Source organism: Bradyrhizobium elkanii USDA 76, assembly GCF_023278185.1.
Lineage (GTDB): Bacteria > Pseudomonadota > Alphaproteobacteria > Rhizobiales > Xanthobacteraceae > Bradyrhizobium > Bradyrhizobium elkanii.
Genome location: NZ_CP066356.1, coordinates 5,822,685 through 5,849,438, shown reverse-complemented (window position 1 = coordinate 5,849,438; position 26,754 = coordinate 5,822,685). Strand labels below are relative to the sequence as shown.

Sequence of the window (26,754 nt, the reverse complement as noted above, 5' to 3'; positions counted from 1 at the left end):
GCCCGAGCTCCCTAGTCCATAACGCTCCGACGGGCCGCCTCGGCCTGTTCTTTGAGTTGTTCGATATGCGCGATATCGCGCTCATATTCACTTTTGAATTGCTGGTAGACATCGGCAGCCCAGGGCGGGGGACCGACGTGTTTGACAAGCCGCACGGCGAGCGGCATCGGCGTGCCATGCGGTACCTCGATGACGGAACGGCTTACGATGTCAGGCGGTGGATCGAGCAATTTGGCGCGCTTGCATTCCCGCAGAAACAGCTTGATCGCGGGGATTTTGCCCGCGACCACACGCTTGAACAGCCCGTGCAGCATCGCCTGGTGCGGATGCAGTTTGGTGATTTTGCCATCGATGCGAGCCTCGATCGACCGCTCCAGCAGCGCCGCAATATCAGGCGAGCGCTGTTTGCTTGCACGCCGGTTCGGCTGCGCGCGTGCTCCAAAGCGGGTCGCCTTGGGCGGTTTGCCGTAACCAACCTCGTAGGCCTCGCTGCGCGGCTCGCAGGGCGCCTCATCGCCGTCTTTGCTCATTGCGCCGCTCCATCTTTCGCACCGCGGACGCGAGCAGCCCTCGGGGCACAGCCCAAAAGTCAATGCGCGCCGAAGCGCGGTTAACCGCGTCCGATTGTGATCATCGCCGATGTGGTTTCTGGAGGCTCAGCAGAGCCGACTCTAATCGCCGGCCGGCTCAAAAACACATATAGGCTCGGATTTTTGATCGTCAAACAGATTTAGCAATGAGGTTAACATGCAAAGCTGCGGAGCCCTGGGAGGGGATCCAGCTGAGGGCAGCCTTGTGCGAAGAGTCCTAGGGCGCCAGAGCATTGCCGCGCGCGGACTAAATTTCCCGTGTGACGAAGGCCGAATTCCCGTAACCCGTTTGTCGGGAATTGGTCGGGAGTTGCGCGAAAAAATCTCAAGCTTTCAGGAGCTTGGCGCAAGCCATTGCGCGTCAATGGGGCACATTTTCCGTATTTACCCTGTTAATTCCCGTAAGGAGCTAGTTCGGCAATAGCACGGCATCGATGCGGCGGCTGTTGCGCGTGCTGATGATGATGGCACCGTTGCGGGTCGCAAACCTCGCACCGACAAGGCGCGGCAGCTTCTCCGTGAGCGGTGAAGGCAGCGGAATCATTCCACCGGTGATGGGATCGCCGACATTGATCGGCGCGACAGCTGCGCCGGCAGAAGGCGCTGCCTTGATGTACTCCCTTATCAACTGAATCTCTTCACGCGAGAGGCTGAGCGCGGCCTGTTCGCCTGCGCCGTCAGTCAGCTTCTTGTCCGCCTCGGCCTTGTTCTGCGCATCTTCCTGCTGGGCGGCCTCGCGTTTTGCGACTTCGACCTGTTCGAGTCTGGCGAGGCGTTCCCTCAGCGGGGCGAGTTCCCGTCGCAACGCGGCAATGTCCGACTTCAGCGAAGAGAGCTGACCAAGTGCGATCGCGGCGGCAACGCAAGCGACGACCGAGATCAGGCTGAGGCACGCCACCGCGAGCCCCGTCAATCCGCCTCGACGATCGGCACGACGATCCCCGACATCCTCTGCGGATCGCCGTCGCCGCGCGCCGGCGAATTTCGGCTTGATCGTGCCGAGCAAGCCGACCAGACCGGACAGCCGCGAACCCACCATGCGGTTCGCCCTTTGAAACGAGCCGAATGCAGGCGCAGGGATGATCGGAGAGTCCCCCGAGGGGATGTCGGGAGCAGTGGTCGAACGGCCCTCGCCGGATGGCTGGCGGTCGTCGCGGTCCTCGCGCGTCATGCCGGGGAGCTCGAGATCAACGCCGTCGGGATGGTCGATCGCGGTGTCCGCACCTGGATGGCGCGTGTCGGCTGCAACAGTGTCCAATCGTTCCGTTTCCTGTTGATCGAGTCTTTGCTCGATGCGGGCGGCTTCAAGCGAGCGCCACAGCGAGAGTCCCGAATCGGTGATCTGCAGGCCCGCATCGTTGATCGATGCCCATCCCGATTGGAAGACGTCGGCGTCGCCAAGCTCGGACGGCCGCTTCGACTGCGTGGCTTCATCGCCGGCCGCGATCATGCGCTTGACCTCGCGGCTGACCTCGTCGATCGCGATCCGCTGCCCGGGCCTTGCGGCCAGCACACTCAGGATCGCCAGATTGAACCTCATGCGGCGCCTCGCGATGCCCGATCAACCGGCCGTGCGGCCGTTCCTCTCCCGTCAGGCGACGTGCAAGCCTCAGCGGGGTCGAAGCGGATCAATCATGCCGGCACGGACGTCGGTCAGTCAGGGAGTCGAGCAAGTGTACCGGCTCCCCAAGGGGCAAACAATCCGGCACCAGACCTACGACAGATGGATAAGTCGCTCCGCAAACGAGACGCGTCGGGATCGCGTTCGTGCGCGCCTCAGAGAAACTCGCGAAGCCTGGAGAGCTCGATCACATGCTCGGGTGACAACACGTCGGGGACGAGGGGAGGCTGCGACTTGGTCCGGATCTCGTAGAGATGTCGCGTCTTCTCGGGTTTTCCCATGAAATCCCGAATGCATTGGTCGAGCGTTCCGTTGACGACCATATAGGGCGCGCGATCCTCTCGCCTCGCGTTGTTGAGCGAAGGCCATTTGTAGAGGTGGGCCGCAGCTTGGAAGTCCACCTGATGAGATTGGTCGGTCATTGCAAAATATCTAGCCGAAAAAGCCCCGCGCGGCAAAGTCAGCCGGCTGATGCGTGAGCCGGTGCGGCAATACGCGCAAGCTGCGTGCGGTCGTCCATCGCAGAAGCCGCCGTCATGCATCTCGATCGATCCGCCGACGTGCCTCGCGTTTGATGCCTCGCAGCAACTCCCGCTTCGATCTCCCGCAGGCCGAGATCGGTGGCGATGGGGCGAGGCCGGCTGAAGGAAGAGCCGGCCGACTCCCTCGCGCGGCACGCGCGCGCAGTAGCGGCGCGCGTTGACGACCTCGCTCGTTCGCGGCGCCAGCAGCCGCGACGACGCGTGCTGGATTGACTCGATTCCAGAATGTTCCTATTTTGTTCTATTGTCAATTTCCGCGTCCGGAGACGGGCGGCTTCGGTCAGGTCAGGGATGAACGGGTCGAGATGGCAGCCGCAGCCACCATCCTTCATGCGGACCTCGATGCATTCTACGCATCGGTCGAGCAACTGCTCGAGCCGTCGCTGCGCGGCAAGCCGATCGCCGTCGGGGGCGGGGTTGTGCTTGCGGCGTCCTATGAGGCGAAGGCTTTCGGGGTGCATGGCGGCATGTCGGGGCGGGAAGCGCGTCAACTGTGCCCGCAACTCGTTTTCGTTGGCGGCCATTTCAGCGACTACCAGCGGCTGGGCGACGCGGCCATCAAGGTGATCGGCGACTTCACGCCGCTGGTCGAGCGAATTTCGATCGACGAGGCGTTTGCGGATGTTGCCGGCTGTACTCACCTGTTCGGAACGCCTGCCGAAATAGCCGCGTCGATCCGGCGGCGCGTGCGTAGCGAGCTCGGCCTTCCGATCTCGGTCGGCGTGGCCCGCACCAAGCATCTGGCGAAGATCGCCTCGCAGGTCGCAAAGCCCGACGGACTTGTCGTCGTTGATCCCACCGCCGAACTAAGCTTCCTTCACGAACTGCCGGTTGAGTTGATGTGGGGGGTAGGGCCGGTCACCAGGGCCCGATTGGGCGCGATCGGCGTTACGACGATCGGTCAGCTCGCCAAATTGTCGGAACGGTCGCTGACGCGCTTGCTCGGTCCGGCAGCGGGCGAGAAACTTGCCGCGCTGGCCTGGAATCGCGATCCGCGACAGCTCAAACCACACCGGCGTGCGCGATCCGCGGGAGCACAATCGGCGCTCGGCCGAAAGCCTGCCATCGAGCAAGTCATTCGGCCAACACTGCTTCATCTCGCCGACCGCGTCGCCACGCGGCTTCGGGCGAAGTCGCGGCCCGGACGAACCGTGACGGTGCGCGTCCGCTTCGCCAACCTGAAATCGGTGACGCGCTCGATGACGCTCGATGCGCCGGTGTGCACGACCATCGTGCTGGCCCGGCTCGCCGAGAATCTGGTGCGCGCGGCTCTTGCCGACCATCCCGGCGCGAAGATCATCTCGCTGTTGGCGATCTCGGTGTCGCATCTCGAGGAGCATTGGGATCTTGCGCTGGAGCTTCCACTCGGACTGGCGGACGAAGCGCTTCGCCCTGGAAGCCCGACAGGGATCGCCCGCTGGGCGGCGGACCGTGCGATCGACAAAATCCGCGATCGCTTTGGCTGGGAGGCGATCGGATATGGTTCAGCGGCGCTGGAGGCGGTTCATTCGGTGCCCGATGCGTTTCGCAAGCTTGCCGAGAGAGACCTCTAACGCTCGCCGGTTCACGTATCTGTCACTGCATTAAGAAAAGGCAATTTGGAATCGCGCGCTTGTGAGTGGCGACCTGGCACGGCCGGCCTATCTTGAGCGTGCGGAGGGACAGCCATGAAGTACAGCGCCGAACTGATTCAGACGATGCGCGATGCGTTGGATGCAGTCATGGCAAGCGTGCCGGCGGATCAATCCGTGTTCGGTCTCAAGGCCGCTGTTGCGGAATGCATCCTGCGAGCCGCGGCTCACGGCCAGACATCGTTCGACGGGCTCGTGACGTCAGCATCCGATCAGCTTCAATCGATCATCTCGATGCTGACCTAGGCGATCGGGAATGCACGCGACCATCGCGCTCGCCTTGCCGCGCGGTGTGCTGATGATGCAATCGCTCGGGCCGACGGTTCTCTCAGGGCAGCGATACGACCCGTAGATTGTTGGTTGTTCCCGCTTGTCCAAAGGGAATGCCGGCGACAACGACCAGCAGATCGCGGCTCGATGCAAACTGCTCTGCATGCGCGAATGTAGTTGCGCGCTCGACCATCTCCTCATAGCTCTGAACGTCGTCGGAAAGCACGCTGTGAGCGCCCCAAAGCAGGCACAGGCGGCGGGACACTTCGCGGCTCGGGGTGATGGCGAGGATCGGGCGGCTCGGCCGCTTGCGCGCGACGCGTGCGGCCGTGGTGCCGCTCGACGTATAGGCCACAATGGCGGCGGCGTGAACGACGGAGGCGAGATCGGCCGCTGCCGTTGCCACGGCGTGCGGTGGCGTCTGCTCTTCGCCGGGCTGGGTCGCCTCGACGATCGAGCGGTACATCTTGTGTTGTTCGGTGCTGCGGATGATGCGGTCCATCATCTCGACCGCCTCGCGCGGATATCGCCCTGTCGCGGACTCCGCCGACAGCATCACTGCGTCTGCGCCGTCATAGATGGCGGTCGCAACGTCGGAGACTTCCGCACGCGTCGGCGTAGGGGCGGCGACCATCGAGTCGAGCATTTGCGTGGCGACGATCACGGGCTTCACCGCGAGACGGCAGGCCCGCACCAGCTCCTTCTGGCGCCCCGGCACGTCCTCATGCGGGATTTCGACGCCGAGATCGCCCCGCGCAACCATGATGGCGTCGCACAACTGGATGATGTCGTCGATCCGTTCGAGCGCGGCAGGTTTCTCGATCTTGGCCATCAGACCGGCGCGGTCCCCAATGAGACCTCGCGCCTCGATGATGTCCGAGGGCTTCTGCACGAACGACAGAGCAACCCAATCCACGCCAAGTTTCAGGCCGAACTCCAGATCGAGGCGATCCTTCGCGGTCAACGGTGAAAGATCGAGGACCGTGCCCGGCAGATTGACGCCCTTGTGATTGGATATCGTGCCGCCGACGATCACCTTGGCTTCGATGAAATCGTCACCGAGCCCGGTAACGCGAACGCGGACCCTGCCGTCGTCGATCAGAAGGTCATGGCCAGGGGCAACGGCGGCAAAGATTTCCCGATGCGGGAGGGGAATTGCGGTTCGGTCGCCATCCGATCCGGACAAGACGAACCGAATGGTCTCTCCGGCCGCTGCGGCGATCTTTCCATCGCGCAAGGTGCCGACGCGGATCTTCGGACCCTGGAGGTCCATCAGGATGCCGATCGGCCGGCCGACTTCCTGTTCCAGCTTTCGGATCGCCGCGTGAATGCGTGCGTGATCGCTCTGCGTTCCGTGACTGAAGTTCAGGCGGAACGTATCGACGCCAGCCAGCAGCAGCGCCTCGAGCATCTCGGGGGAACTGCTGGCGGGACCGACGGTTGCGACGATCTTGGCGCGTCGATGGCGGCGCATGGGTCACCTCATTGCTGGCTTGATTCCCGGCTTGCCGGCTGCAATCAGCACGGCGCGGATATCGTTGACATTGGTAAGCGTTGGCCCGGTGCGCACGAGGTCTCCAAGGCGGTCGAAGAACGTATAGCTGTCATGGGCAGCCAGGTGCGCCCGTGCGTCAAGCAGGTTCGCGGCGGCGCGCCGCAGCGTATCCGGACCGATCAAAGCGCCAGCCGCATCTTCCGTTCCATCAATTCCATCGCTGTCGCCCGCAATGGCCCAGATATCGGATGCGCCGGACAGGGCGACGGCAAGCCCCAGCAGGAATTCGGTGTTGCGGCCGCCGCGTCCCGCCGGCCCGCGCCCGATCGTCACCGTCGTTTCGCCTCCGGACAGCAGCACCGTGGGGGCGGGCCCTGGCTGCGCGCGCCTCGCAACCGACCGGGCGATGCCGGCCATCACGGTTCCGAGTTCCCGTGCCTCGCCCTCGATCGCGTCGCCAAGGACGATCGGCGTCAAGCCTTCGTCTCGGGCGGCGTTGGCCGCAGCGTCAAGCGCATGGAATGGAGCGGCAAGGATGCGGACGTCGGCATCGATCTCGCCGGGCTTGGGCGTCTCGTCCGCTTGTTCAAGCACAAGCCGCGCCGCTTCCGGCAGGTCGATGGCAAACCGGCCAACGATCTCCAGCGCATCCGCTTTTGTGCTGCTGTCCGGCAGCGAGGGACCGGAGGCAATCGCCGCCGGATCGTCGCCGGGAATGTCTGAGATCACAAGGGTCATGACGCGGGCGGGGCGGGCGGCCAGCGCCAGCCGTCCGCCCTTGATCGCGGACAAATGTTTGCGGACGACGTTCATCTCGGCAATTGTCGCGCCGCTTGCAAGGAGTGCCCGGTTGACCGCCTGCTTGTCGGCGAGAGTCATCGGAGATGCCGGCAGGGTCATCAGCGCCGAGCCGCCGCCGGACATCAGGGCGATGACGAGATCGTCTGCCGAAAGCCCCTCGACGGCGCGCAGCATGCGAAGGGCAGCGGCCTCGCTCGTGTCATCCGGCACGGGATGAGACGCTTCGAGCACTTCGATGCGGCCGGCTGGAACCGAATGGCCGTGGCGCGTGACGACGACCCCTGAAAGCTCGACGTCAGGCCATGCCGCGTCGAGGCCCGCCGCCATTGCCGCCGACGCCTTACCTGCGCCGACGACGATGCATCTGCCCTTCGGCTTTGCCGGCAGGGCGTCGGCAATCGTGATCCTTGGATCGGCGCTCGCGATGGCGGCGTCAAGGATTCGCCGCAGGGCGGTCCGAGCTCGCACATCCGTCCATTTGTCGTTCAATCGTTTGCGCTCCGGCCAACAGGTCTCTTGTTATGGCGCCTTCTCGAGACGGTCGTAAGACACGGATGCGTCATCAGGGAAGACCTTTGCACGAGCGATTGCGGCGCTTGCCGTCGCTTCACTGCCGAGAATGAACGCGCGTCGCATCGGCTTGATCAGGAGCAACGCGGTGAGGGCAGCGGTGGCATTGAGTGCAACCGCGACGATGAACACGGCCTGCCAGCCGAGCTGGGAAGAGATGATGCTCGCGAGCGGCACCAGCAGCGCCGCCGTGCCCTTCGCCGTGTAGAGCATGCCGTTGTTGGTGGTTGCGTATTTGGCGCCGAACGTGTCGCCCGACGTCGCGGGAAACAGGCTGTAGATTTCGCCGAAGACGCCGAAATAGATCGCCGTGGCCAGCACGAAGACAACCGGAACGTGACCGTAGGTGGACAGCGTCAGCAACATCAGCGCCGCAGTCGCGAACGCGATGAACATCGTGTGCTCGCGGCCGATATTGTCGGAGACCCAGCCAAAGAGCGGACGGCCGAAACCATCGAAGACGCGATCGAGCGAGATGGCAAAGGTCAGTGCCGCCATCTGGAAGCCCGCCAGCGTGACCGGCGTGTCCGCGATCTTGAAGTCATGGGCGATCGGTCCGATCTGCGCGGCGGTCATCAACCCGCCGGAAGCCACCATGACGAACACCAGGTACATGACCCAGAAGATCGGGGTGCGCAGCACCTGGGGCGGGGTGTAGTCGATCGCGCTTTGCGGCAGATTGAGACGCTTTTTTCTGGGTGATTCGACGCCATGCGGTGGCCGGACGAACCAGGCCAGCAGGATGACGATGAGGCCTTGCCCGATCCCGAAGGTCAGGAAGGTGCTCTGGTAGCCGCTGGCGGCAATCATGTTGGCAATCGGGACGACGGTGAGCGCCGCACCGGCGCCAAACCCGGCGGCGGTTGCCCCTGCGGCCAAGCCGCGCCGGTCCGGAAACCATTTCAGCGCATTGCCGACGCAAGTGCCGTAAACGGCGCCGGCGCCAATGCCCGCGACGATTGCTGCCGCATAGAGCGTGACGAGAGAGGAGGCGTATGAGTTCATCACCCAGGCCAACCCGATCATCAGCCCGCCGAACATGATGACGATGCGGGGGCCGTATTTGTCCACGAACCAGGCCTCCACCGGCACGAGCCATGTCTCCGTCATCACGAAAATCGTGAAGGCGAGCTGGATGGCTGGACGACCCCAATGAAACTTCGCGTCGATCGGGTCAACGAACAGTGTCCACCCATATTGCAGGTTGGCGATCATCGCCATGCAGACGATGCCGATCGCCAGCTGCAGCCAGCGGAAGCCGCCGGGCGATGATGCCGGTTTCGTGGAGTTCATGTGTGCTCCTGAGGCAGATAACTGTCGTTTGGGCCGGCTGCGTCGGGCTATCGTCCCGCCGCGCCTACTGACGAAACTCGTTGGTCAACTCGCCGATTCCGTCGATCGCGACGGTGACCGTGTTGACGGGCTCCTTCATCACCCCGACGCCAATCGATGTCCCGCAGCAGATCAGGTCGCCCGGCAACAGCGTCATGTCGTGCGAGATCTTGCTGACCAGCGTCTGTGCGCTGAAGATCATGTCCGCGATCGGGTAGTTCTGGCGCTCGACGCCGTTCAGGATGGTGCGCACCACAAGGCTTGCGGGGTCGAGGCCTGAGGCAATGACGGGACCGAAGGGGCCATATCCGTCGAAGCCCTTGGCCCGTGCCCATTGCGGGAAGGTCGGGTCGCGATTGAGGATGTCCGCGGCGGTGACGTCGTTGGTGCAGGTGTAACCGAAGATGAAGGCGTCGGCCTGCTCGGGCGCGACCGCGGTGCAGCTCCTGCCGATGACGATGCCAAGCTCGCCTTCGTAGGTCGTCTTGCCATCGTAGCCCAAGGGGCGCGTGATGATCGCGCCAGGCGTGGTGACGCTGGTTGGCGCTTTCAACAGGTACAACGGTTCGGCAGGCTCAGGTGATTTCAGCTTCTCCGCCAGTGCGTGAAAATTGTTCCAGAGCGCGATGATCTTGCTCGGTTGCGTCGGGGCGAGCAGCTCGACGTCGTCCAGCGCCAGCATTTGTCCAGTCGGTCGCGGGTCGCCGAACATGTCCCCTTCGTGCACGGAGATGCCGGACGGGGTGAGTTGCCCGAAGCCGATTTTGTCATGGTGGCGGAAGCGGACCCAGCGCGTAACATTGGCCATCGGGATCACGCCACCGCCAGCGTTTCTGCCGCTGCGGCGCCGGCCGCCCCGTCATAGAGGCCGGCCAGCCTGGTGCGCTGCGCGACCAGGGCCAGCACCGCATCGAGGGCGGGTGTCGCGATCCCGGTCATCCGGCCCATCTCCTGCACCACGGTGATCAGCGGATCGATCTCGACCGGACGTCCACGCTCGAGATCCTGCAGCATCGAGGTCTTGTGCGCTCCGACCTTGCGCGCACCTTCGATGCGGCGTTCGACATCGACCCGAAACTTGACGCCGAGGCTTTCCGCAATCGCCTGGGCCTCCAGCATGATCGCTCTGGACAGCGCGCGCGTGCCCGGATTGCTGCAGATCACGTCGAGGGTCGCGTGGGTGAGGGCGCTGATTGGATTGAAACAGACGTTGCCCCACAGCTTGAGCCAAATCTCGTCACGGATGCGGTCGAGGACGGGCGCTTTCATGCCCGCGGCCGCGAACAGCTCGGAAAGTTTCTGGACGTCGGGTGTGATCTCGCCGGAGGGCTCGCCCAGCGGAAAGTTGTTGCCGTAGACGTGGCGGATCACGCCGGGCGCCTCAATTTCGGTGGCGGGGTAAACCACGCAGCCGATGGCGCGTTCGGGACCCAGCTCGTTCCACTGCCGACCGCCAGGATCGATGCTCTCGAGCGTCGATCCCTCGTGCCGACCACCATGCTTGTGGAAATACCAATAGGGAATGCCGTTGACGGCGGTGACGATGCGGGTCCGATCGCCCAGCAGCGGTCGCATCGGCTCGATGACGCCGGTGATCGAATGCGCCTTGAGGCAAATGATGACGTAATCCTGCTCGCCGAGTTCGGCGGGGCTGTCGGTACAACGAGGATGCACGACGCGCTCCTCGTCGCCGATCAGGAGCTTCAGGCCGTTCTGCCGCATTGCGGCGAGATGCGCGCCGCGTGCGACCAGGCTGACATCGGCGCCAGCGCGCATCAATTCGACACCGAGATAGCCGCCGATCGCACCGGCGCCGTAGATGCAGATTCTCATGAGATCCTCGCAAGCAGAATGGGGACACAGCAGGAGCCGCAGCGGCTCGAACCGAGTAGCGTGGCAATGGCCTTGGGTAAGTCTGTCAGGCCGCGCAGGCGGCTTCCTCGAAAGCAAGGGTGATGTCCCGCATGCTCACGACGCCGACGAGCCGGCCGTTGTCGATGACGGGGATATGGCGGATCCCGTGACGGGCCATGAGTCGCTCGACATCCGTGAGCGCATCTTGCGAATTGCAGGACACCAGCGGCCGCGGCGAAATGAACTGCGCGACTTTCATGGCAAGACCATTGGTGCCGCGCTCGGCGATCACAGCAACGACGTCGCGCTCGCTGAACATTCCGACCACGGCGGCGTCCTTGCTGCGCGAGGCGCTTCTGACCACGAGGGCGCCGACATTGCTCGCGTACATCAGGTTCGCCGCAATGCTCACGGTTTCGTTGGAGCCGATCGCCACCAGGTGTGGACTGTTGTTGCGAAGGATGTCCCCGACGTACATGGCAGCGTTCTCCCGGTTGCGTGATTAGGTCGTCTCGAAATAATCGTGGTATACATTATCCCAGAAGTCAAACAAAAGAATCGAGCCAGTTTAAAAGAAGAATGGCAAAAATACTGACCTATTCGCAGATTTCGTTCCCTTGACTCCTGAGCGTGATGGTATGCCATATGCCAATTCTGATGCTCGTTCTTGGCGAGCAATTTCGTTCTGAACCGCAACCGGTTAGGGTCAGGTCGTGATGAAAAGAGAGTCGATCAGGCGCAAGCCATCCGATCCCGATCTTCGCGCGCAGCCGGAGCAGGACGTACGCGACGGCGGTGTTCAGTCCGTCGATCGCGCCATGCAAATCCTGGAGACACTTGCAGAGGATGATGAAGGCTATCGGCTGACCGATCTGGCGATCCGTACCGGCCTGTCGCCCTCGACCGTTCATCGTCTGCTGACCACGCTCGAGAACCGCAGGTTCGTGCAGTTCGACCGCGAGGAGTCCAAGTGGCACATCGGCGCCCAAAGCTTCGTGGTCGGCTCGACCTTCGTGCGCCGGCGGAATTTTGCCGCGCAGGCGCTGCCTTATCTGCGCAAGCTGCGCGACCAGACCAGGGAAACGGCCAATCTTGCCGTGGTCGATGACGAATCCATCATTGTCGTGTCCCGCATTGAAAGCCGTGAGATCATGCGCTCGCTGACCAAGGTCGGCGGACGCGTCGCGATGATCGCCTCGGGAGTGGGCAAGGCGGTGCTGGCCACCTATTCCGATGCCGACGTCAACGCGATCATTCGCCGCCAGGGCATGCCGCGGCTGACGGAAAAGTCGATCGTGCGGCCCGGCGAGTTGTTCAAGGAATTGGAGATCGTGCGGCGTCAGGGGTATGCGGTGGATGATGAAGAGGCGCGCCTCGGCCTGCGCTGCGTGGCCGCGGTCGTCTTCAATGATTGCAACGAACCATATGCCGCAATCTCGGTATCGGGCATGGCCGACAGGCTGACGAACGAACGCTTGCCCGAGATCGGCACGATCGTGCACCGGATCGCAGCCGAACTCACGGCCGAACTTCGCGGGAACCGCACGCAGCAAGCGCAGGCGTAAGGCTGGCTGCGATTCCGTCCGCAACGATTTCCATTTCTACGCTGAGGCTAATCGTTTGAAGACGCGCAAGAAATCGCGAGCGTTGCCACAGCGCGGAAATTCCAATCGATTGCGTTGAGATCGATGCTCGCGGGCCTGATGATCCTGCTCAGGCCAACTCATAGCGAAGCGGGATCATCACATGAAGATGCGAGCGGTGGATGCAGCGGTCCGCATACTGGAGCGCGAGGGGATCACTTGCGCTTTTGGCGTTCCCGGCGCGGCGATCAATCCGCTTTACTCCGCACTGAAGCGCAACGGCTCGATCAGTCATATCCTGGCGCGGCACGTCGAAGGCGCCTCGCATATGGCGGAAGGCTATACCAGGGCGAAGGCAGGCAATATCGGCGTTTGCATCGGCACATCGGGCCCCGCCGGCACCGATATGATCACCGGCCTCTATTCGGCGATCGCGGATTCGATTCCGATCCTCTGCATTACGGGTCAGGCGCCGCGGGCGCGGCTCTACAAGGAGGATTTCCAGGCCGTCGACATCGAGGCGATCGCAAAGCCGGTGACGAAATGGGCCGTCACAGTGCGCGAGCCGGCGCTGGTGCCGCGCGTGTTCAGCCAGGCTTTCCATGTCATGCGGTCGGGACGGCCGGGACCGGTGCTGATCGATCTTCCGCTCGATGTGCAATTGGCCGAGATCGAGTTCGACGACGAGACCTATTCACCGCTGCCGGTCTACAAGCCGGCGGCGACGCGCAAGCAGATCGAGAAGGCGCTCGAGATGCTGAACGCCGCGGAGCGGCCGCTGATCGTGGCCGGCGGCGGCGTGATCAACGCCGATGCGTCCGAGCTGCTGGTCGCCTTCGCCGAAGCGGTCAACGTTCCCGTGGTCCCGACGCTGATGGCGTGGGGCGCCATTCCTGACGATCACGCGCTGATGGCAGGCATGGTCGGCCTGCAGACCAGCCATCGCTACGCCAACGCCACGATGCTCGAATCCGATTTCGTGCTCGGCATCGGAAACCGCTGGGCCAACCGGCATACCGGCTCGATCGAGACCTATACGAAGGGCCGCAAATTCGTCCATGTCGACATCGAGCCGACGCAGATCGGACGGGTCTTCAATCCGGACCTCGGTATCGTTTCGGACGCCAAGGCTGCGCTGGAAATGTTCGTGAGCGTCGCCAGGGAGTGGCGGAAGTCGGGGAGGCTGCGCGATCGGCAGGCCTGGCCCGCCGCCTGTCGCGACCGCAAGCGTTCGATGCTGCGCAAGAGCCACTTCGATAACATCCCGATCAAACCGCAGCGCGTGTACGAGGAAATGAACAAGGCCTTCGGCCGCGACACCTGTTACGTGACCGTGATCGGCTTGTCGCAGATCGCCGGCGCCCAGTTCCTCAACGTCTACAATCCACGCAATTGGATCAACGCTGGCCAAGCCGGCCCTCTCGGCTGGACGCTGCCGGCCGCGCTTGGCGTGCGTGCCGCCGATCCCGATCGCGACATTGTCGCGCTGTCGGGTGATTACGACTTCCAGTTCCTGATCGAGGAGCTCGCGGTCGGGGCGCAGTTCAATCTGCCCTACATCCACGTCGTCGTGAACAATTCATATCTCGGCCTGATCCGGCAGGCCCAGCGCGGCTTCGACATGGACTATCACGTCCAGCTATCGTTCGAGAACATCAACGCGCCCGAGATCGGGGTTTACGGCGTCGACCATGTGGCCGTCGCGGAGGGGCTGGGGTGCAAGGCGATCCGTGTGACGGACCCGAACGACGCGCAGGCGGCGTTCGCGACCGCACGCGAGCTGATGGCGAAGCATCGCGTGCCCGTGGTGGTGGAGTTCATTCTCGAGCGGGTGACGAATATCGCCATGGGAACGGAGATCGACAACATCGTCGAGTTCGAGGAAGTGCTCGATCTTCCGCTCGATGACGTCCCGAGCGCGTCACGATCCGGCACGCTGTTGCCGGCCTGACGACATCTTTCAGCGCTTCAAGCGGAGATACGACCCGTGCCTCAATTTGCCGCCAACCTCACCATGCTCTTCAACGAGCTGCCGTTTCTCGATCGGTTCGCAGCCGCCAAGGCCGCCGGCTTCAACGCAGTCGAGTATCTTTTTCCTTATGACTTCGAGAAGGGCGCGTTGCGGGAGGAATTGGCGCGCTGTGGGCTGACCCAGGTGCTGCACAATCTTCCGGCCGGCAACTGGGCCGCCGGCGAACGGGGCATTGCGATCCTGCGCAATCGGGTCGATGAATTTCGCGACGGCGTGGTGCGTGCAATCGATTACGCAAAGGCGCTGGATTGCCGGCAGCTGAACTGCCTGGTCGGCATCGCTCCAGCCGATACGGATAGGGCAGAACTGCAGGACGTCCTCGTGTCCAACCTGCGCTTCGCTGCCGGCGCGCTCGGCCAGCACGGCATCAAGCTCCTGGTCGAACCGATCAATACGCTCGATATTCCCGGCTTCTTCCTGAACCGTACGGAACAGGCGGTGCAGCTCATTTCCGAGGTGGGCTCGTCCAATCTGTTCATCCAGTACGACATCTATCACATGCAGATCATGGAAGGTGATATCGCGCGGACCCTGCGGAAGCATCTCGGCCGGATCGCGCATGTCCAGCTCGCCGACAATCCGGGCCGTTATGAGCCGGGAACCGGCGAGATCAACTACTCCTATCTGTTCAAGCATCTCGACAGCATCGGGTATCGGGGCTGGATCGGGTGCGAATACAAGCCGCGGACGACCACGCTCGAGAGCCTCGGCTGGCACGCCGCGCAGACTTTCGTGACCTAGAGCCTGTTCCGTTCCGATTGAATCGGGACGGAGCTCTGGAATTTATTTGTCGCGTTTTCTTCACGCGAGCCGAGAGTCGCTCGCCGAAAAACGCTTTCATCCGGCTGACAGGAGCAACGACAATGAAAGACATCGGATTCATCGGACTTGGCACCATGGGACGTCCGATGGCCGGCCACCTCCTGGCTGCCGGCTATCGCCTGTTCCTGCACGACGTCGTACCTGTTGCGCCCGAGTTGATTGCGGCCGGCGGCACCGCTTGCGAGTCCGCCAGGCAGGTGGCGCAGGAAGCGGACGCCGTGATCATCATGGTACCGGACACTCCGCATGTCGAAGCCGTGCTGTTCGGTCAAGGCGGCGTGGCGGAGGGCATCTCCAAAGGCATGATCGTGACGGATATGAGCTCGATCTCTCCGCTGGCGACCAAGGAGTTTGCACGTTGGATCGATGCGCTCGGGGCCGACTATCTCGACGCGCCGGTCTCCGGCGGCGAAGTTGGCGCCAAGGCGGCCAGCCTGACCATCATGGTTGGCGGGCGGGAGCGGGCGTTCAATGCGATGAAGCCCCTGTTTGAAACGATGGGGAAGAATGTCACGCATGTCGGCGGCAATGGCGACGGCCAGACCACCAAGGTTGCGAACCAGATCATCGTGGCGCTGACCATCGAGGCGGTGAGCGAGGCGTTGCTGTTCGCCTCCAAGGCGGGGGCCGACCCCGCGCTGGTGCGCCAGGCGTTGATGGGTGGCTTTGCGTCGTCCCGGATCCTTGAAGTGCACGGCGATCGCATGCTGAAGCGCAATTTCGATCCGGGCTTTCGCATTGAGCTGCATCAGAAGGATCTCAACCTCGCGCTGGAAGGCGCACGCGCGCTCGGCTTGTCGCTGCCAGGCACTGCCGCAGCCCAGCAGCTGTTCAACACCTGTACCGCCCTCGGCGGCAAAAGCTGGGACCATTCCGCTATTCTGAGAGCGCTGGAGGTCATGGCGGGCCACGAGGTCGCGGCTGCCTGAGCCCCAAGGAAGGGAACGGACGAAAATATCGTGGCCCTGGTCGGTGCGGGGAGACGGTAACGCTTACCCGCCGCGGATCAGGCGCCTGGCGCCCAAGTCGGTCGCTCGGCGTTCGGATCGTTTGCTGGGCATGTTCCGGTGTCCCTAGGGCGTCTGGTGAGGACGAACAAGGTTGTCCGTCCACACCTCGACAATGTGAGACAGCGCCAGACCCGGCTTGCGCTCGAGCAGAAGTTCGAGCACGCGCGGCGGCGTCAGAGGTAATTCCTGCACCCGCTTTCCTGTCGCGTTGGCAACGGCGCAGGCGACGGCGGCGCCGACATTGAGGATCGGCACCTCGCCGGCGCCCTTGGTGCCGAGCGGCCCCACCGACGGCGCACCCTCATAGAGGCTGATCTCCACCGGTACGACGTCGAGCGCAAGCGGTACGCGGTAGGTCTCAAAGCCGCTTTGACTGACACGGCCATTGCTGCCGATCGTCACCTCCTCGTGCAGGGCGTAGCCCAGACCCTGCACGACGCCACCCTGGATTTGGCCTTGGATTGCGCGTGGATTCAGCGCGCGGCCGACGTCCTGAACCACGCGATAGCTTAGCACCTCGACATGCCCGGTCTCCGGATCGACGGCGACCTCGCAGTCATGGACGGCGAAGACGGGGATGTCGATCGCGTCGATGAAATGACCGGCAACGCAACCGGGCATCGCCGGCACCCCGGCGCCGGTGAAGGCGCCGGTGCTGGCGACCGGTCCGCCCAGCGCTTGAGCACGGGTCGCGACCTCAGCGACGGTGCGGCCGGAGCCCGGCGCGCCCGCGATCTCGATCCGACCATCGCGCATGACGAGATCGCCGGGCGCGGCCTCGATCATCTCGGAGGCGATCCTCAAAAGCTTCGTGCGGACCTCCTGTGCCGCCGACAGGCTGGCGGCGCCGAGCGAGACGGTGGTGCGGCCGCCACCGACGCCGACATCATAACCGGCCGCATCGGTATCGGCGGCGCGGACGATCACTTGCTCGGGCGCGATGCCGAGCGTGCTGGCAACGATCTGCGGCAGGCTCTGCATCATCGAGCCGGATCCGATCTCGACACCCGACGTGACCAGGGTCGCCGTGCCGTCGGCATTCATGTTCACCGTCGCGGCCGACGGGCCGACGAAGACGAACCAGGTGCCGACGGTGGTCGCACGTCCAAGGAGCTTGCCGTCGGTGCGCGCCGGCAGCGGCGCTGCCGCATCGCGCAACGTATCCATCCGGTCGAGCATCGGGCCGAGCACATCGTCTTCGAATACCTGGCCGGTGGCGCCGAGGTCCTTGTCGCCGAGCACATTGCGGCGCCGGAAAGCAAGTGGATCCATTCCGATCCGCGCCGCGATCTCGTCGGTGTGCCGCTCGAGCGCAAAGGTGTTGTAGACGCCGTTGCAGCAGCGGAACGCACCGTTCGGCGCCGTGTTGGTGTAGACTGCGCGCGAGACCATGCGCACGCTGCCAAGCCGGTAGTTTCCGCCGAGCGTGTGTGCGGTCATGGTGGTCAGGAAGATCTGTTCGCCGCCATAGGCACCGCAATCCATCAGCACGACCGCCTCGCGGCCCACGATCTCTCCCTCGCGTGTCACCGCCGAGCGGATGCGGATATCGGCGTTCTCGCGGAACAGGCAGGTCAGCATCTCGTCCTCGCGGGAATTGACGAGGCGCACCGGCCGGCCGCTGGCGCGGGCGAGGAGGGCGGCGAAGGGCTCAACCGCAAGATCGAATTTGAGACCGAAGCCGCCACCGACCGGCGGCACGGTGACGCGCACCTGTGACGCCGGCACACCCAACACGCGCGCGGTCGCGTTGCGGATGCTCCAGGGAACCTGCGTCGACGTCTCGATATGGAAGCGGCCGTCCTCGTAGGTTGCGACGACCGCACGCGGCTCGAAGGCCACGTGGTTCTGCCGGCCGACGCGATAAAGACTTTCGACGATCTCGACGTCGGGCCGCGCAAAGGCGGCGTCGACGTCGCCGCGAACGACGGTCGCCTCCCAGGCGACATTGCCCGCACGCGCGCCGCCTTCGAGCAGCACCTCATAGCTGCGCCAGTCCGGATGAACCAGCCGCGCATCTGGTGCCAGCGCATCCGCCATGGTCAATACTGCGGGGATTTGCTCGATCTCCACGTCGATCGCCGCGAGCGCGGCCTGCGCCTGCGCCAACGTGACGGCTGCGACCGCGGCAAGCGGTTCGCCGTCGTAGCGAATGACATCGCGGGCGAACAGCGGGTGATCGGCGATGCCGATGCCGATCATGCCAGGTGCATCCGCCGCCGTCACGATCGCACGTACCCCCGGCATGCGGGCAGCCCTCGACGTGTCGAGACGAATGATACGGCCCGAGGGCACGCCGGCGCGCAGCACCGCGGCGTGCAGCATGCCCGGCAGATATCGATCGATGGTGTAGCGCGTGCGGCCACGCAGCTTGTCGGCGGCGTCACGCCGGCGCAGATCCATCGTCGCGGAAACGTCGGACATGCTTGCGCCTCCTGATTATGCCGTGGCCAAGGCGAGCAACGTCGCCTCGACGATGCGTTCGTATCCCGTGCAGCGGCAGATGTTCCCGGTCAGTGCCGCCCGGATATCGTCACGGGTGGCGTCAGGCCGGGTCGTCAGGAGATGCACCAGGCTCACCACCATGCCGGGAAAGCACATGCCGCATTGGACGGCATCACTGGCCTCGAGGGCCGCCTGGATACGGTTCAGTTCGCCGTGAGGCGCAAGGCCTTCGACGGTGCGGATCTTGCGGCCATCGGCCAGCGCGGCGGGCAGCAGGCACGATGGCGTCGGCTCGCCGTCGACCAGCACCATGCAGGCACCGCAAAAGCCCTCGCGACAGACCGGTTTCGCGCCGGTCAGATGCATCTCCTCGCGCAGAATGTCAATCAGCGGCGTGGCGGGGTCGGCCACGGAAGAGAGGCGATCACAGTTCACTGTCAAGTTGAATCCCATGTCGATCCCCACCGGTTCAGGAGCCAAGCGCTGCGATCGCAGCGCGGCGAACGAGACCGGGTAGCACGCTGACCCGATACCAGGCCGGGGCATCGATGCTGTCGCGGCCGACGAACTCGTCCGCCAACGCGGCCGCAGTCTGCGCCGCCTCCGCTGCATCGAGCGGACGTCCGATGAGCGCTGCCTCGAGCCGCTCCCAGCGGCGCGCCACCGGCTCGACTGAACCGACCGCGACGCGCGCCGCCTGGACCCGGCCCGCTGCATCGATGCTGACCGACAGGCTGACGATGGCGACCGGGTAGTCACCCGATTTGCGCAGCGGCAGGCGGGCATGGGCGCTTCTGCGCGCCGCCCGCGGCAAGATGATCCGCGTCACCAGATGACCGGGGGGAAGGGACGATCGGATCTTTAGGAAATGCGCCAGGCCGATGCGCTCGCGGCCGTCGCGTGCGGACATTTCGACTTGGGCCTCGAGGCAGAGCAGCGCCGGCACGCAATCCGCGGCGGCGAATTCCGACGTCGCAAGGTTGCCGCCGATCGTTGCCATCGCGCGGATCGCGGGATTGGCGGAGCGGCCGGCGGCGTCGACCAGGACCGCGAATTCCGCATGATCGGCCAGGGCCGCTGCGAGTGCCGCATGCGTAACCGCCGCGCCGATCTCGATCGCATCGCTGTCGATACGGACCGTGGTCAGCTCGGCGATCTTGCCGATCGCGACATAGTGGGGCTTCAGCCGCTCGTGGCGGATCGGCGACCGCATGATCCATGTGCCGCCCGCAAAGGCAGCGCCGGCCGCGCCGAATTCGCGCAGTGCGTCGAGTGCGGAAGCGAGCGAGGGCGCGACGTAGATCGACGCAGGTGCATCGTGCGTCTCGCCAGCGACGCTCTGCATGGGAGAACCCGTCATCATTGGCGCCGCTCCAGTCGCAGGCGATCGAGCAGAACGCCGACGATGACGATCGCGCCGAGCACGACCATCTGGACGTATCCGTCGATCCGGGTGAGGTTCATGCCGTTGGACAAAATGGTGATGAACAGGGCGCCGAGCACTGCGGTTCCGACCCCACCGCGCCCGCCCGCCAGGCTTGTTCCGCCGACCACGGCGCCGGCAATCGCCTGCAGTGAAAGTGCTCCGCCGAGGTTCGGCTCGCCCGATCCGGTCCGCGCCGTCATCATGATCGCGCCGAGCGCCGCAAGCCCGGAGCACAGCACATAGGTCGCGATCAGGATGCGCTTGACCGGCAGGCCGGCGACCGCCGCTGCGCGCGGGTTGGTGCCGATGAGGTAAAGCGAACGGCCGAACACCGTCCGTGTCAGGGTCCAATGGAGCACGGCGCCGACCCCGACCGTGATTGCGATGGCCGCCGGGATACCGAAGACGCTGCCGCCGTAGAAGATCTGCGAGAACGGCGCCGGAACGCCTTGCACGGGCCGTCCGGACGACAGCGTGGTCGCAACTCCGATCGCGATATTGTAGCTGCCGAGCGTTGCGACGAAGGGGTTGACCCCGAGCAGCGCAATAACCACGCCGTTGAAGAGGCCGCACGCGATGCCGAGCAGGAAACCGGCAGCTAGCCCGGCGAGCAGCACGGAGCCTGTACCATGGCCCGACGCCGTGGCGCCGGCCATCGCCAGCGCGGTGCCGACGCTCACCATCGATACGGTCGGGCCGAGTGCGAGGTCGAAGCCGCGCGTCAGGATCACCACGGTCTGGGCCATCGCGAACAGGGCCAGATAGCTGGCCTGCTGCGCGATGTTGAGCAGGTTGGCCGGCGACAACACGCCGCGGTCGACCGCCGCGAAGCCGAGCAACAGGGCCACCAACGCGACCGGCAGCGCTGCGCTCCAGAGCCAGCGACCCGGCGCCAATTTCGAGCGATCCGCGTTCTTGGCGGCGACGGACAATTCGAGGTCAGACACGAGCCTTGCTCCGTCGGCTGAGTTCGTCCAGCGCCACGGCTGCGACCATGATGACGCCGAGGAAGACCGGCTGCAGCCGGGAGTCGACGTGCAGGAGGTTGAGCGCATTGCCCAGGATGGTCAGGAACAGGGCGCTGATGGCGACGATTTCGATGCGTCCGACGCCGCCGCGCAAGCTCACGCCGCCGATCACGGCGGCCGCGATCGATTGCAGCATCATCCGGTCGCCGCCGAAACTCGCCTGGCCGGAGCCGACCTGCGCGGTCAGCAGGATGCCGGTCAATGCCGCGAGCATGCTCGAGACAACGTAAGTGCCGACGACGTGGCGCTGGATCGATACGCCCGACACGATGGCCGCATCGACATTGCCGCCGATTGCGTAGACGTAACGGCCGAACAGTGTGCGCCGCTGCGCAAACACCATCACGATGATGATGACCAGCGCGACGTGGACGGCGGTCGGCAGGCCGAGCGCCTGGGCGCGGCCAAAGCCCTTCACGAAGATATCGGGCATGCCGTAAACCGGGATTCCGTTGGTGATCATCAGGCCGACGCCCGCGGTCGCCGACATCGTGCCCAGGGTCACCACGAAGCCGGATACCTTGAGCTTCGCCACGCAGAAGCCGTTGACGAGCCCGACCACGGCTCCGGAGCCGAGTCCGGCCGCCATCCCGCTGGCAATGATAAGGGCGTTGTTGCCGGGAAACGCGGTGGCTGCGGCGGCCATGGTCTTGGCGGTGACGACGCTCGCAAGCGCCACGACCGCGCCGACCGAAAGATCGAAGCCCCCCGCGATGATGACCAGCGCCTGACCGCAGGCGACGATCGCGAGCAGCGATGCGTTGCGCAGGATGTTGAGGATGTTGATGATGCCGTAGAATTGCGGATCGACCGCCGACATGCCGGCGACGAGCAAGACCAGCAGGGCAGGCAGGAACCCGACACGGCCTGCGATCGATCGCAGGCCGATCGCGCCTTGCGGGTTCGCGGTGACCAGCGCGGTGTTCACGCGACCTCCGCGGCGAGATGGTCGCGGAAGAAGCTCGACAGCACGTTCTGCTCGGTCTTCTCGGCGCCCTTCAGCTCGGCGGCGATGCGGCCGTGATGCATGACGTAGAGCCGGTTCGACAGCGCCAGAACCTCCGGCAATTCCGACGACACCACGATCACGGCAGCGCCGGCCTCGACCAGGCGCTTCATGAACTGGTAGACCTCGAGCTTGGCGCCGACGTCGATCCCGACGCTCGGCTCGTCGAACAGGAACACGGTCAGTTCGCGGGTGAGCGCGCGTGCCAGCATCACTTTTTGACGGTTGCCGCCGGACAGCGCTCCGACGCTCCGTTCGATGTTCGGCGGCCTCAGCTGCAACCGCTCCATGATGTCCGCGATCGTTATGCATTCGGCGGCCTGCCGCAGCACGCCGTAGCGCGCGAACGCGGGCAGGTCGAGCACCGTCATCGATGCGTTCTCGCGGATCGGACGGGATAGCGCGAGCCCTTCAGCAACTCGGTTGGCAGGAAAATAGGCGATGCCGCGCTTGAGGCTTTGCCTGGGGGCCGGGAATTCGTAAGGCAGACCGTCGATTCGGATCACGCCCGATGCCGTGGGCTCGATGCCGTAGACCGCGCGGATCAGCTCCGATTTGCCGCAGCCGACGAGACCTGCGATGCCGGTGATCTCGCCGGCGCGGGCGTGGAAATTCACCTCCTGTACGCTGCCGTCCGCGAGCGTCAGGTTTTCGATGTCGACCATCACCTTGTCAGGCCGGTGGGCGATGGTCGGGAACAGCAGGTCGATCCTGCGGCCGGTCATCAGCTCCACCAGCTCGCCGTCGGTCGAGCCGGCGGCGTCGAGGGTCTGGATGTGGCGGCCGTCGCGCAGCACCGTCACACGGTCGGCAAGGGCGCGGATTTCGCGCATGCGATGCGAGACATAGATCAGCCCGACATTCTGGCTCTTCAGGCGCGCGATCAGCTCGAACAGCCGTCCGGTCTCGCGCTCGGTCAATGAGGCGGTCGGCTCGTCAAGGATCAAAAGGCGGACGCGGCCGAGCAGGGCCTTGGCGATTTCGGCCATCTGCTGGTGCGCGCGGGAGAGGTCGTCGATCCGTTGCGCCGGATCGAGATCGAAGCCGAGCTCGTCGATCAGCGCCCTGGCGCGCTTGCGCATCTCGCGTGAGCGCAGCACGCCGCCATGCGTGACCTCGCGGCCAAGGAACAGGTTCTCTTCCACCGTGAGGCTCGGGATAAGCGAGAACTCCTGAAAGACCGGGCTGATGCCGATCGTGCGGGCTCGCTGCGGCGTGAGATGATGGATCTCCTCGTCGCCAAAATGGAACGTGCCTTCGTCCGGCGGAAACGTTCCCGAGACGACATTGATCAGGGTCGATTTGCCGGCGCCGTTCTCGCCGAACAGGACGTGAAGTTCGCCGGCACGAACGTCGAGGTCGACCCGGTCGAGCGCGCGAACGCCGGTGAAGCGCTTCGATATCCCCCGCAATCGAAGCAGAGGCTCGGCAGGCTTCGGGTCGATCTCGACATCCATCCGCGTCTCCGTTGGGCCGTGAGCAAGACGGGTGGGAGCAGGTGCTCCCACCCGGCACCATTCGCGAGCGGCTTACTTTGCCTTGACCGAATAGACCGGTGTCCAACTCGCCGGCGCCAGCACGAGGTCCATCTGCAATTTCGGTACCGTGGTCTTGTCGATGACCGCGGCGATCGGCTGGACAAGGCTCATGACCGGCTTCTTCTCGATGAGACGCACCGCCTGATCGATCGCGACGGCGCCTTCGCCGACCGGATACTGGGTTGCGAAGGCGAGGATGTCGCCGCGGTTGAGCGCGTCGAGCATGGCCTGGTTTTCGTAAGACGATACGATCTTCAGGTCGCTTCGGCCGGCCTCGGCAACGGCGCCGATGGCGGCTTCAGCGGTGGGGGCGGTGCCCCAGATCACGTTCATGCCGGGATAAGCCTGCAACGCGTCCTGAATGAGCTGAAGCTGCACGGCGACGCCGGAGTCGCCGAATTTCTCGGCCAGAATCTTGGCGTTCGGGTTCTTGGCAACAGCCTTCTTGAAGCCTTCGTTGAACGATTCCGCCCAGCCAGAGCCGGCCGGACCGGGGAACGTCACGATGTTGAGCTTGTCGCCGGGCTTGGTTTGCGCCAGCAGGCCGGCGCCGGTGACTTCGCCCATGGCGACGAAGTCGACGTAGTTGGCCGCGGGCAGCGCGTTCGGCGGCAGCGGGTTGGTGACGCCCACGACCGGCACGCCCTTGGCCTTGGCTTCCTCGAACTTCTTGCTGAGGCCTGCGCCGGAGATGGCGCCGACGATGATGGCATCCGGTCCGCTCGCCATGCAGTCATCGAATTGCGACAGCTGTTTCGGCAGGTTCTCGTAACCTCCGGCCTCGTAGAGGTTCATGTTGACGTTCATCGCCTCGGCCTGTTTGACGATGCCGTAGGCGACGGCGACCCAGAAACTGTCCTTCATGTGCGGAAACAGCACACAGAGCCTGTAGGGCTTCTCGGCCTTCGGCAGCGGCGTGTACTCGGCCGGCTTCGGTGTGCCGGACGACGCGTCGTAGACCTTCATCGGAAACCACGGCGTCTCGGCCGCGGCCGGCGCGACCGCAGCGGCAAGGGTGAGGCCTGCGGCAAGGCCGAGCGCGTGGCGGATCGGCCAAACTCGATTGGGGGAAAGGCACGTCGTACTCGTCATAGCACAATCCTCATGGCTCGAATGAAAGTGGAGGGGCGATGTCGGATCCAGTTTTCGTGAACGCTCTGTGCCGCCTGCCGGCGGCGCGGCCGGCGATGGCAATCAGCCTGCTTTCCACGTTGCGACCGAGCGCCGCTCGAACACTTCGCGGAACTGGCGCGTGGATTCGGGAAGCAGGGCGCCGGTGCCCCAATCGAGGATCACCGCGTGCTTGCGGATCGCATCGAGCGCGTCGATTGCCCCGCTGCGATAGCGTTGCGCCACCAGCTCCGGATCGAGCCGGACATTGGCAACGCGCTCGGAGCGGATCTTCGCGCGGAGCGCCTCGGTCGCGACCTTGTCGACCTCGTAGTTGCAGAGCTCGGCGTCGATGGTGTGCACCACGACGCCATAGTCCTTGGCGGCACGCTCGACCGAGACATAGTCGTCCTTGATATCCTCGATGACGAGGTTCGGATCGCGCTCCAGCGGATCGCCAAACCCGCCGCCGCCGGCGGTCGGACGCGAGAAAGTGTCGCCTTCGCCGATCGGGACGTCCGAGAAGATCGAGCCGAGCCGCTCCTCGGCCGTGCTGCCGGCGCGCTTCAGGGTCAGGCCGTGCGGCATCGACGGCAGGCCGCCCTCGATGCCCCACACGATCGCACGCTCGCGGTCGCAGATATAGGAGATCACGGTTTTCTCGGCCTGAAGCATCCGCGACGTCTTCACCACGCCGGCGCCGCCGCGCCACTTGCCGGGGCCGGGAGAGTCCTTGAGGATCTCGCATTCCGTGGTCAGGATCGGGTTGGCGCGCTCCTGGCCCTCGACCGGCTGCGACATCAGGCCGGTGCCGAAGCAGGCGGTCGTGACATTGCTGCCATCCTTGCCGTTGCGCCCGCCCCAGCCGCCGGGCAGCCAGTCATAGAACATGAAGATCGGCTTGTCGGAGCTGCGGGCATCGAGCCCGCCGGTGAGCAGATATTCGAGATTGAACGCGCAAGCGAGCGCGCGCTCCGGCATCAGCTTCGACCACATCTCGTAGATCGAGTTCATGATCTTCTCGAACGGCATCAGAAAGCCGGTGACCGCGATCGGCCATTTGGCGTCGACGATCGAGCCTTCGGGCGCGATGATCTCGAAGCAGCGGTAGAAGCCGGAATTGAGCGGCAGGTCGGGGAAGAAGGTCTTCATGCCGGCCGCGACGGCGGAAAAGGTCGCGCCGAACGCCGAATTGTAGATCGAGCCGATGGTCGGATGGCTGCCGGTGAAGTCGTAGATCGCGCGGTCGCCCTTGATTGTCATCTTGATGCGGATCGGGATCATGCCTTCGCCGCCGGCTGGATCGCGGTCGATGAAGTCGACCGTCTCCCATTCGCCGTCAGGAAGCGCTGCGATGCGCTGGCGCGCGGAACGTTCGACATAATCCTGCACGGCGGCAAGCCCGGTCTCGACGGTATCACGGCCATATTTGCCGACCAAGCGCAGGATCTCGCGTTCGCAGACGGCGGTGGCTTCGGCCTGTGCCTGGATATCGCCGATGATCGAGGCCGGATCGCGCGTATTCGAGGCGATCAGATGTGCGACGTCCTTGCGCAAACCGTTCTTGTCGAACAGCCGGACCGGCGTGATGCGCAGACCCTCGCGGAACATCTCGCGGGCGGCGACGTCGAACGATCCCGGCACGCTGCCGCCGACGTCGGACCAATGTCCGTTGGATTGGCTGAAGGCGATGATCTTGCCGTCGGCGAAGATCGGACGGATCAGGCGGACGTCCGAGAAGTGCGTGCCGCCGGCATAGGGATCGTTGATGGCGAAGACGTCGCCCTCATGCATGTCGCCTTCGAAATGGCGCATGACATCCTTGCAGGTGAAATGCAGCGTGCCGACGTGGACGGCGATATCCTGGTTGCCCTGCGCCGCGCATTCGCCGTTGGCGTCATGCAGCGCGCTCGAGAAATCACGATTGTAGATGACGAAGGAGTAGCAGGTCCTCAAGACCTGCTCGCCCATCTGGTCGACGCTGGTGATGAAGGAGTTCTTCAGAACCTCGAAGGTCACGGGGTCGAGCGGGAGAGCTCCGGCCATGG

At 64.5% G+C, this 26,754-nt stretch carries 23 protein-coding genes; 6 read left to right on the top strand and 17 right to left on the bottom strand.

Features of this window, described 5'->3' with window-relative positions; all coding sequences use genetic code 11:
- Window positions 1–11 precede the first annotated feature (11 nt).
- The 3 genes from JEY66_RS28480 to JEY66_RS28470 form a co-directional block, all read right to left on the bottom strand.
- Entirely contained in the window at window positions 12–530 is a 519-nt protein-coding gene (locus tag JEY66_RS28480; RefSeq protein ID WP_018270929.1) for a hypothetical protein, read from the bottom strand.
- 469 nt (window positions 531–999) lie between these two features.
- The gene (locus JEY66_RS28475; protein WP_018270930.1) at window positions 1,000–2,130 is read right to left on the bottom strand and encodes a hypothetical protein; all 1,131 of its coding nucleotides are present in this window, start codon (window positions 2,128–2,130) and stop codon (window positions 1,000–1,002) included.
- Window positions 2,131–2,366: 236 nt separating this feature from the next.
- Complete coding sequence (locus JEY66_RS28470) at window positions 2,367–2,633, bottom strand: hypothetical protein (RefSeq protein WP_018270931.1); 267 nt, start codon at window positions 2,631–2,633, stop codon at window positions 2,367–2,369.
- Between the two features lie 425 nt (window positions 2,634–3,058).
- On the opposite strand from JEY66_RS28470, the gene dinB reads away from it, so the two are divergent.
- Both dinB and JEY66_RS28460 read left to right on the top strand, forming a co-directional pair.
- A complete protein-coding gene (gene dinB / locus JEY66_RS28465) occupies window positions 3,059–4,306 on the top strand; it encodes a DNA polymerase IV (RefSeq protein ID WP_026192584.1) in 1,248 nt (415 codons plus the stop codon).
- Window positions 4,307–4,420: 114 nt separating this feature from the next.
- Window positions 4,421–4,630: a hypothetical protein gene (locus JEY66_RS28460; RefSeq protein WP_016846027.1), complete on the top strand. Its 210-nt coding sequence runs from the start codon at window positions 4,421–4,423 to the stop codon at window positions 4,628–4,630.
- Between the two features lie 82 nt (window positions 4,631–4,712).
- On the opposite strand, the gene pyk is transcribed toward JEY66_RS28460, so the two are convergent.
- The 6 genes from pyk to JEY66_RS28430 all read right to left on the bottom strand — a co-directional run bounded on the left by pyk (window position 4,713) and on the right by JEY66_RS28430 (window position 11,184).
- Window positions 4,713–6,128 carry a pyruvate kinase gene (gene pyk, locus JEY66_RS28455; RefSeq protein WP_018270933.1) on the bottom strand — a complete coding sequence of 472 codons (1,416 nt, stop codon included), beginning with the start codon at window positions 6,126–6,128 and terminating at the stop codon, window positions 4,713–4,715.
- 3 nt (window positions 6,129–6,131) lie between these two features.
- Window positions 6,132–7,439, bottom strand: coding sequence for a glycerate kinase type-2 family protein (locus JEY66_RS28450; RefSeq protein WP_018270934.1), 1,308 nt, complete (start codon window positions 7,437–7,439; stop codon window positions 6,132–6,134).
- A 30-nt stretch (window positions 7,440–7,469) separates the two neighbouring features.
- Entirely contained in the window at window positions 7,470–8,813 is a 1,344-nt protein-coding gene (oxlT, locus tag JEY66_RS28445; protein WP_018270935.1) for an oxalate/formate MFS antiporter, read from the bottom strand.
- A gap of 64 nt (window positions 8,814–8,877) precedes the next feature.
- Window positions 8,878–9,660, bottom strand: coding sequence for a fumarylacetoacetate hydrolase family protein (locus JEY66_RS28440; RefSeq protein ID WP_016846031.1), 783 nt, complete (start codon window positions 9,658–9,660; stop codon window positions 8,878–8,880).
- Between the two features lie 5 nt (window positions 9,661–9,665).
- Complete coding sequence (locus tag JEY66_RS28435) at window positions 9,666–10,685, bottom strand: 2-dehydropantoate 2-reductase (RefSeq protein ID WP_016846032.1); 1,020 nt, start codon at window positions 10,683–10,685, stop codon at window positions 9,666–9,668.
- A gap of 85 nt (window positions 10,686–10,770) precedes the next feature.
- Window positions 10,771–11,184, bottom strand: a complete 414-nt coding sequence (locus tag JEY66_RS28430) for a CBS domain-containing protein (RefSeq protein ID WP_016846033.1) — start codon at window positions 11,182–11,184, stop codon at window positions 10,771–10,773.
- 238 nt (window positions 11,185–11,422) lie between these two features.
- Here JEY66_RS28430 and JEY66_RS28425 point away from each other — a divergent pair, with 238 nt between their 5' ends.
- The 4 genes from JEY66_RS28425 (at window position 11,423) to JEY66_RS28410 (ending at window position 16,072) form a co-directional block, all read left to right on the top strand.
- The gene (locus JEY66_RS28425) at window positions 11,423–12,271 is read left to right on the top strand and encodes an IclR family transcriptional regulator (RefSeq protein ID WP_016846034.1); all 849 of its coding nucleotides are present in this window, start codon (window positions 11,423–11,425) and stop codon (window positions 12,269–12,271) included.
- A gap of 181 nt (window positions 12,272–12,452) precedes the next feature.
- Complete coding sequence (gene gcl / locus JEY66_RS28420; protein WP_016846035.1) at window positions 12,453–14,240, top strand: glyoxylate carboligase; 1,788 nt, start codon at window positions 12,453–12,455, stop codon at window positions 14,238–14,240.
- Window positions 14,241–14,276: 36 nt separating this feature from the next.
- Window positions 14,277–15,062 (top strand): hydroxypyruvate isomerase, encoded by a 786-nt coding sequence (hyi, locus tag JEY66_RS28415; protein WP_026192585.1) that lies wholly within the window; start codon window positions 14,277–14,279, stop codon window positions 15,060–15,062.
- 122 nt (window positions 15,063–15,184) lie between these two features.
- On the top strand, window positions 15,185–16,072 hold the full coding sequence (locus JEY66_RS28410; RefSeq protein ID WP_018270937.1) for a 2-hydroxy-3-oxopropionate reductase: 888 nt from the start codon (window positions 15,185–15,187) through the stop codon (window positions 16,070–16,072).
- A 144-nt stretch (window positions 16,073–16,216) separates the two neighbouring features.
- On the opposite strand, the gene JEY66_RS28405 is transcribed toward JEY66_RS28410, so the two are convergent.
- The 8 genes from JEY66_RS28405 to JEY66_RS28370 all read right to left on the bottom strand — a co-directional run bounded on the left by JEY66_RS28405 (window position 16,217) and on the right by JEY66_RS28370 (window position 26,752).
- A complete protein-coding gene (locus JEY66_RS28405; RefSeq protein ID WP_018270938.1) occupies window positions 16,217–18,577 on the bottom strand; it encodes a xanthine dehydrogenase family protein molybdopterin-binding subunit in 2,361 nt (786 codons plus the stop codon).
- Between the two features lie 15 nt (window positions 18,578–18,592).
- Window positions 18,593–19,051, bottom strand: coding sequence for a (2Fe-2S)-binding protein (locus JEY66_RS28400; protein ID WP_026192586.1), 459 nt, complete (start codon window positions 19,049–19,051; stop codon window positions 18,593–18,595).
- A gap of 16 nt (window positions 19,052–19,067) precedes the next feature.
- Window positions 19,068–19,943, bottom strand: a complete 876-nt coding sequence (locus tag JEY66_RS28395; RefSeq protein WP_018270939.1) for an FAD binding domain-containing protein — start codon at window positions 19,941–19,943, stop codon at window positions 19,068–19,070.
- A 14-nt stretch (window positions 19,944–19,957) separates the two neighbouring features.
- Window positions 19,958–20,971: an ABC transporter permease gene (locus JEY66_RS28390; protein ID WP_018270940.1), complete on the bottom strand. Its 1,014-nt coding sequence runs from the start codon at window positions 20,969–20,971 to the stop codon at window positions 19,958–19,960.
- Window positions 20,964–21,980: an ABC transporter permease gene (locus JEY66_RS28385; RefSeq protein WP_018270941.1), complete on the bottom strand. Its 1,017-nt coding sequence runs from the start codon at window positions 21,978–21,980 to the stop codon at window positions 20,964–20,966. Before JEY66_RS28385 ends, JEY66_RS28390 begins: the two co-directional genes overlap by 8 nt.
- Window positions 21,977–23,515 (bottom strand): sugar ABC transporter ATP-binding protein, encoded by a 1,539-nt coding sequence (locus JEY66_RS28380; RefSeq protein WP_018270942.1) that lies wholly within the window; start codon window positions 23,513–23,515, stop codon window positions 21,977–21,979. The genes JEY66_RS28385 and JEY66_RS28380 overlap by 4 nt, the downstream gene beginning before the upstream one ends.
- 72 nt (window positions 23,516–23,587) lie before the next feature.
- Entirely contained in the window at window positions 23,588–24,688 is a 1,101-nt protein-coding gene (gene torT / locus JEY66_RS28375; RefSeq protein WP_018270943.1) for a TMAO reductase system periplasmic protein TorT, read from the bottom strand.
- 102 nt (window positions 24,689–24,790) lie between these two features.
- Window positions 24,791–26,752 (bottom strand): hydantoinase B/oxoprolinase family protein, encoded by a 1,962-nt coding sequence (locus tag JEY66_RS28370; protein ID WP_018270944.1) that lies wholly within the window; start codon window positions 26,750–26,752, stop codon window positions 24,791–24,793.
- Between the last annotated feature and the right edge of the window lie 2 nt (window positions 26,753–26,754).

What these genes read in the sequence shown, in the direction of transcription:
- JEY66_RS28440 (WP_016846031.1), bottom strand. Translation starts at nt 9,660, where the DNA reads ATGGCCAATGTTACGCGCTGGGTCCGCTTCCGCCACCATGACAAAATC.
- JEY66_RS28370 (WP_018270944.1), bottom strand. Translation starts at nt 26,752, where the DNA reads ATGGCCGGAGCTCTCCCGCTCGACCCCGTGACCTTCGAGGTTCTGAAG.
- JEY66_RS28480 (WP_018270929.1), bottom strand. Translation starts at nt 530, where the DNA reads ATGAGCAAAGACGGCGATGAGGCGCCCTGCGAGCCGCGCAGCGAGGCC.
- oxlT (WP_018270935.1), bottom strand. Translation starts at nt 8,813, where the DNA reads ATGAACTCCACGAAACCGGCATCATCGCCCGGCGGCTTCCGCTGGCTG.
- JEY66_RS28430 (WP_016846033.1), bottom strand. Translation starts at nt 11,184, where the DNA reads ATGTACGTCGGGGACATCCTTCGCAACAACAGTCCACACCTGGTGGCG.
- torT (WP_018270943.1), bottom strand. Translation starts at nt 24,688, where the DNA reads ATGACGAGTACGACGTGCCTTTCCCCCAATCGAGTTTGGCCGATCCGC.
- JEY66_RS28460 (WP_016846027.1), top strand. Translation starts at nt 4,421, where the DNA reads ATGAAGTACAGCGCCGAACTGATTCAGACGATGCGCGATGCGTTGGAT.
- pyk (WP_018270933.1), bottom strand. Translation starts at nt 6,128, where the DNA reads ATGCGCCGCCATCGACGCGCCAAGATCGTCGCAACCGTCGGTCCCGCC.
- JEY66_RS28475 (WP_018270930.1), bottom strand. Translation starts at nt 2,130, where the DNA reads ATGAGGTTCAATCTGGCGATCCTGAGTGTGCTGGCCGCAAGGCCCGGG.
- JEY66_RS28405 (WP_018270938.1), bottom strand. Translation starts at nt 18,577, where the DNA reads ATGTCCGACGTTTCCGCGACGATGGATCTGCGCCGGCGTGACGCCGCC.
- JEY66_RS28380 (WP_018270942.1), bottom strand. Translation starts at nt 23,515, where the DNA reads ATGGATGTCGAGATCGACCCGAAGCCTGCCGAGCCTCTGCTTCGATTG.
- JEY66_RS28400 (WP_026192586.1), bottom strand. Translation starts at nt 19,051, where the DNA reads ATGGGATTCAACTTGACAGTGAACTGTGATCGCCTCTCTTCCGTGGCC.
- JEY66_RS28395 (WP_018270939.1), bottom strand. Translation starts at nt 19,943, where the DNA reads ATGCAGAGCGTCGCTGGCGAGACGCACGATGCACCTGCGTCGATCTAC.
- JEY66_RS28410 (WP_018270937.1), top strand. Translation starts at nt 15,185, where the DNA reads ATGAAAGACATCGGATTCATCGGACTTGGCACCATGGGACGTCCGATG.
- gcl (WP_016846035.1), top strand. Translation starts at nt 12,453, where the DNA reads ATGAAGATGCGAGCGGTGGATGCAGCGGTCCGCATACTGGAGCGCGAG.
- dinB (WP_026192584.1), top strand. Translation starts at nt 3,059, where the DNA reads ATGGCAGCCGCAGCCACCATCCTTCATGCGGACCTCGATGCATTCTAC.
- JEY66_RS28425 (WP_016846034.1), top strand. Translation starts at nt 11,423, where the DNA reads ATGAAAAGAGAGTCGATCAGGCGCAAGCCATCCGATCCCGATCTTCGC.
- JEY66_RS28470 (WP_018270931.1), bottom strand. Translation starts at nt 2,633, where the DNA reads ATGACCGACCAATCTCATCAGGTGGACTTCCAAGCTGCGGCCCACCTC.
- JEY66_RS28435 (WP_016846032.1), bottom strand. Translation starts at nt 10,685, where the DNA reads ATGAGAATCTGCATCTACGGCGCCGGTGCGATCGGCGGCTATCTCGGT.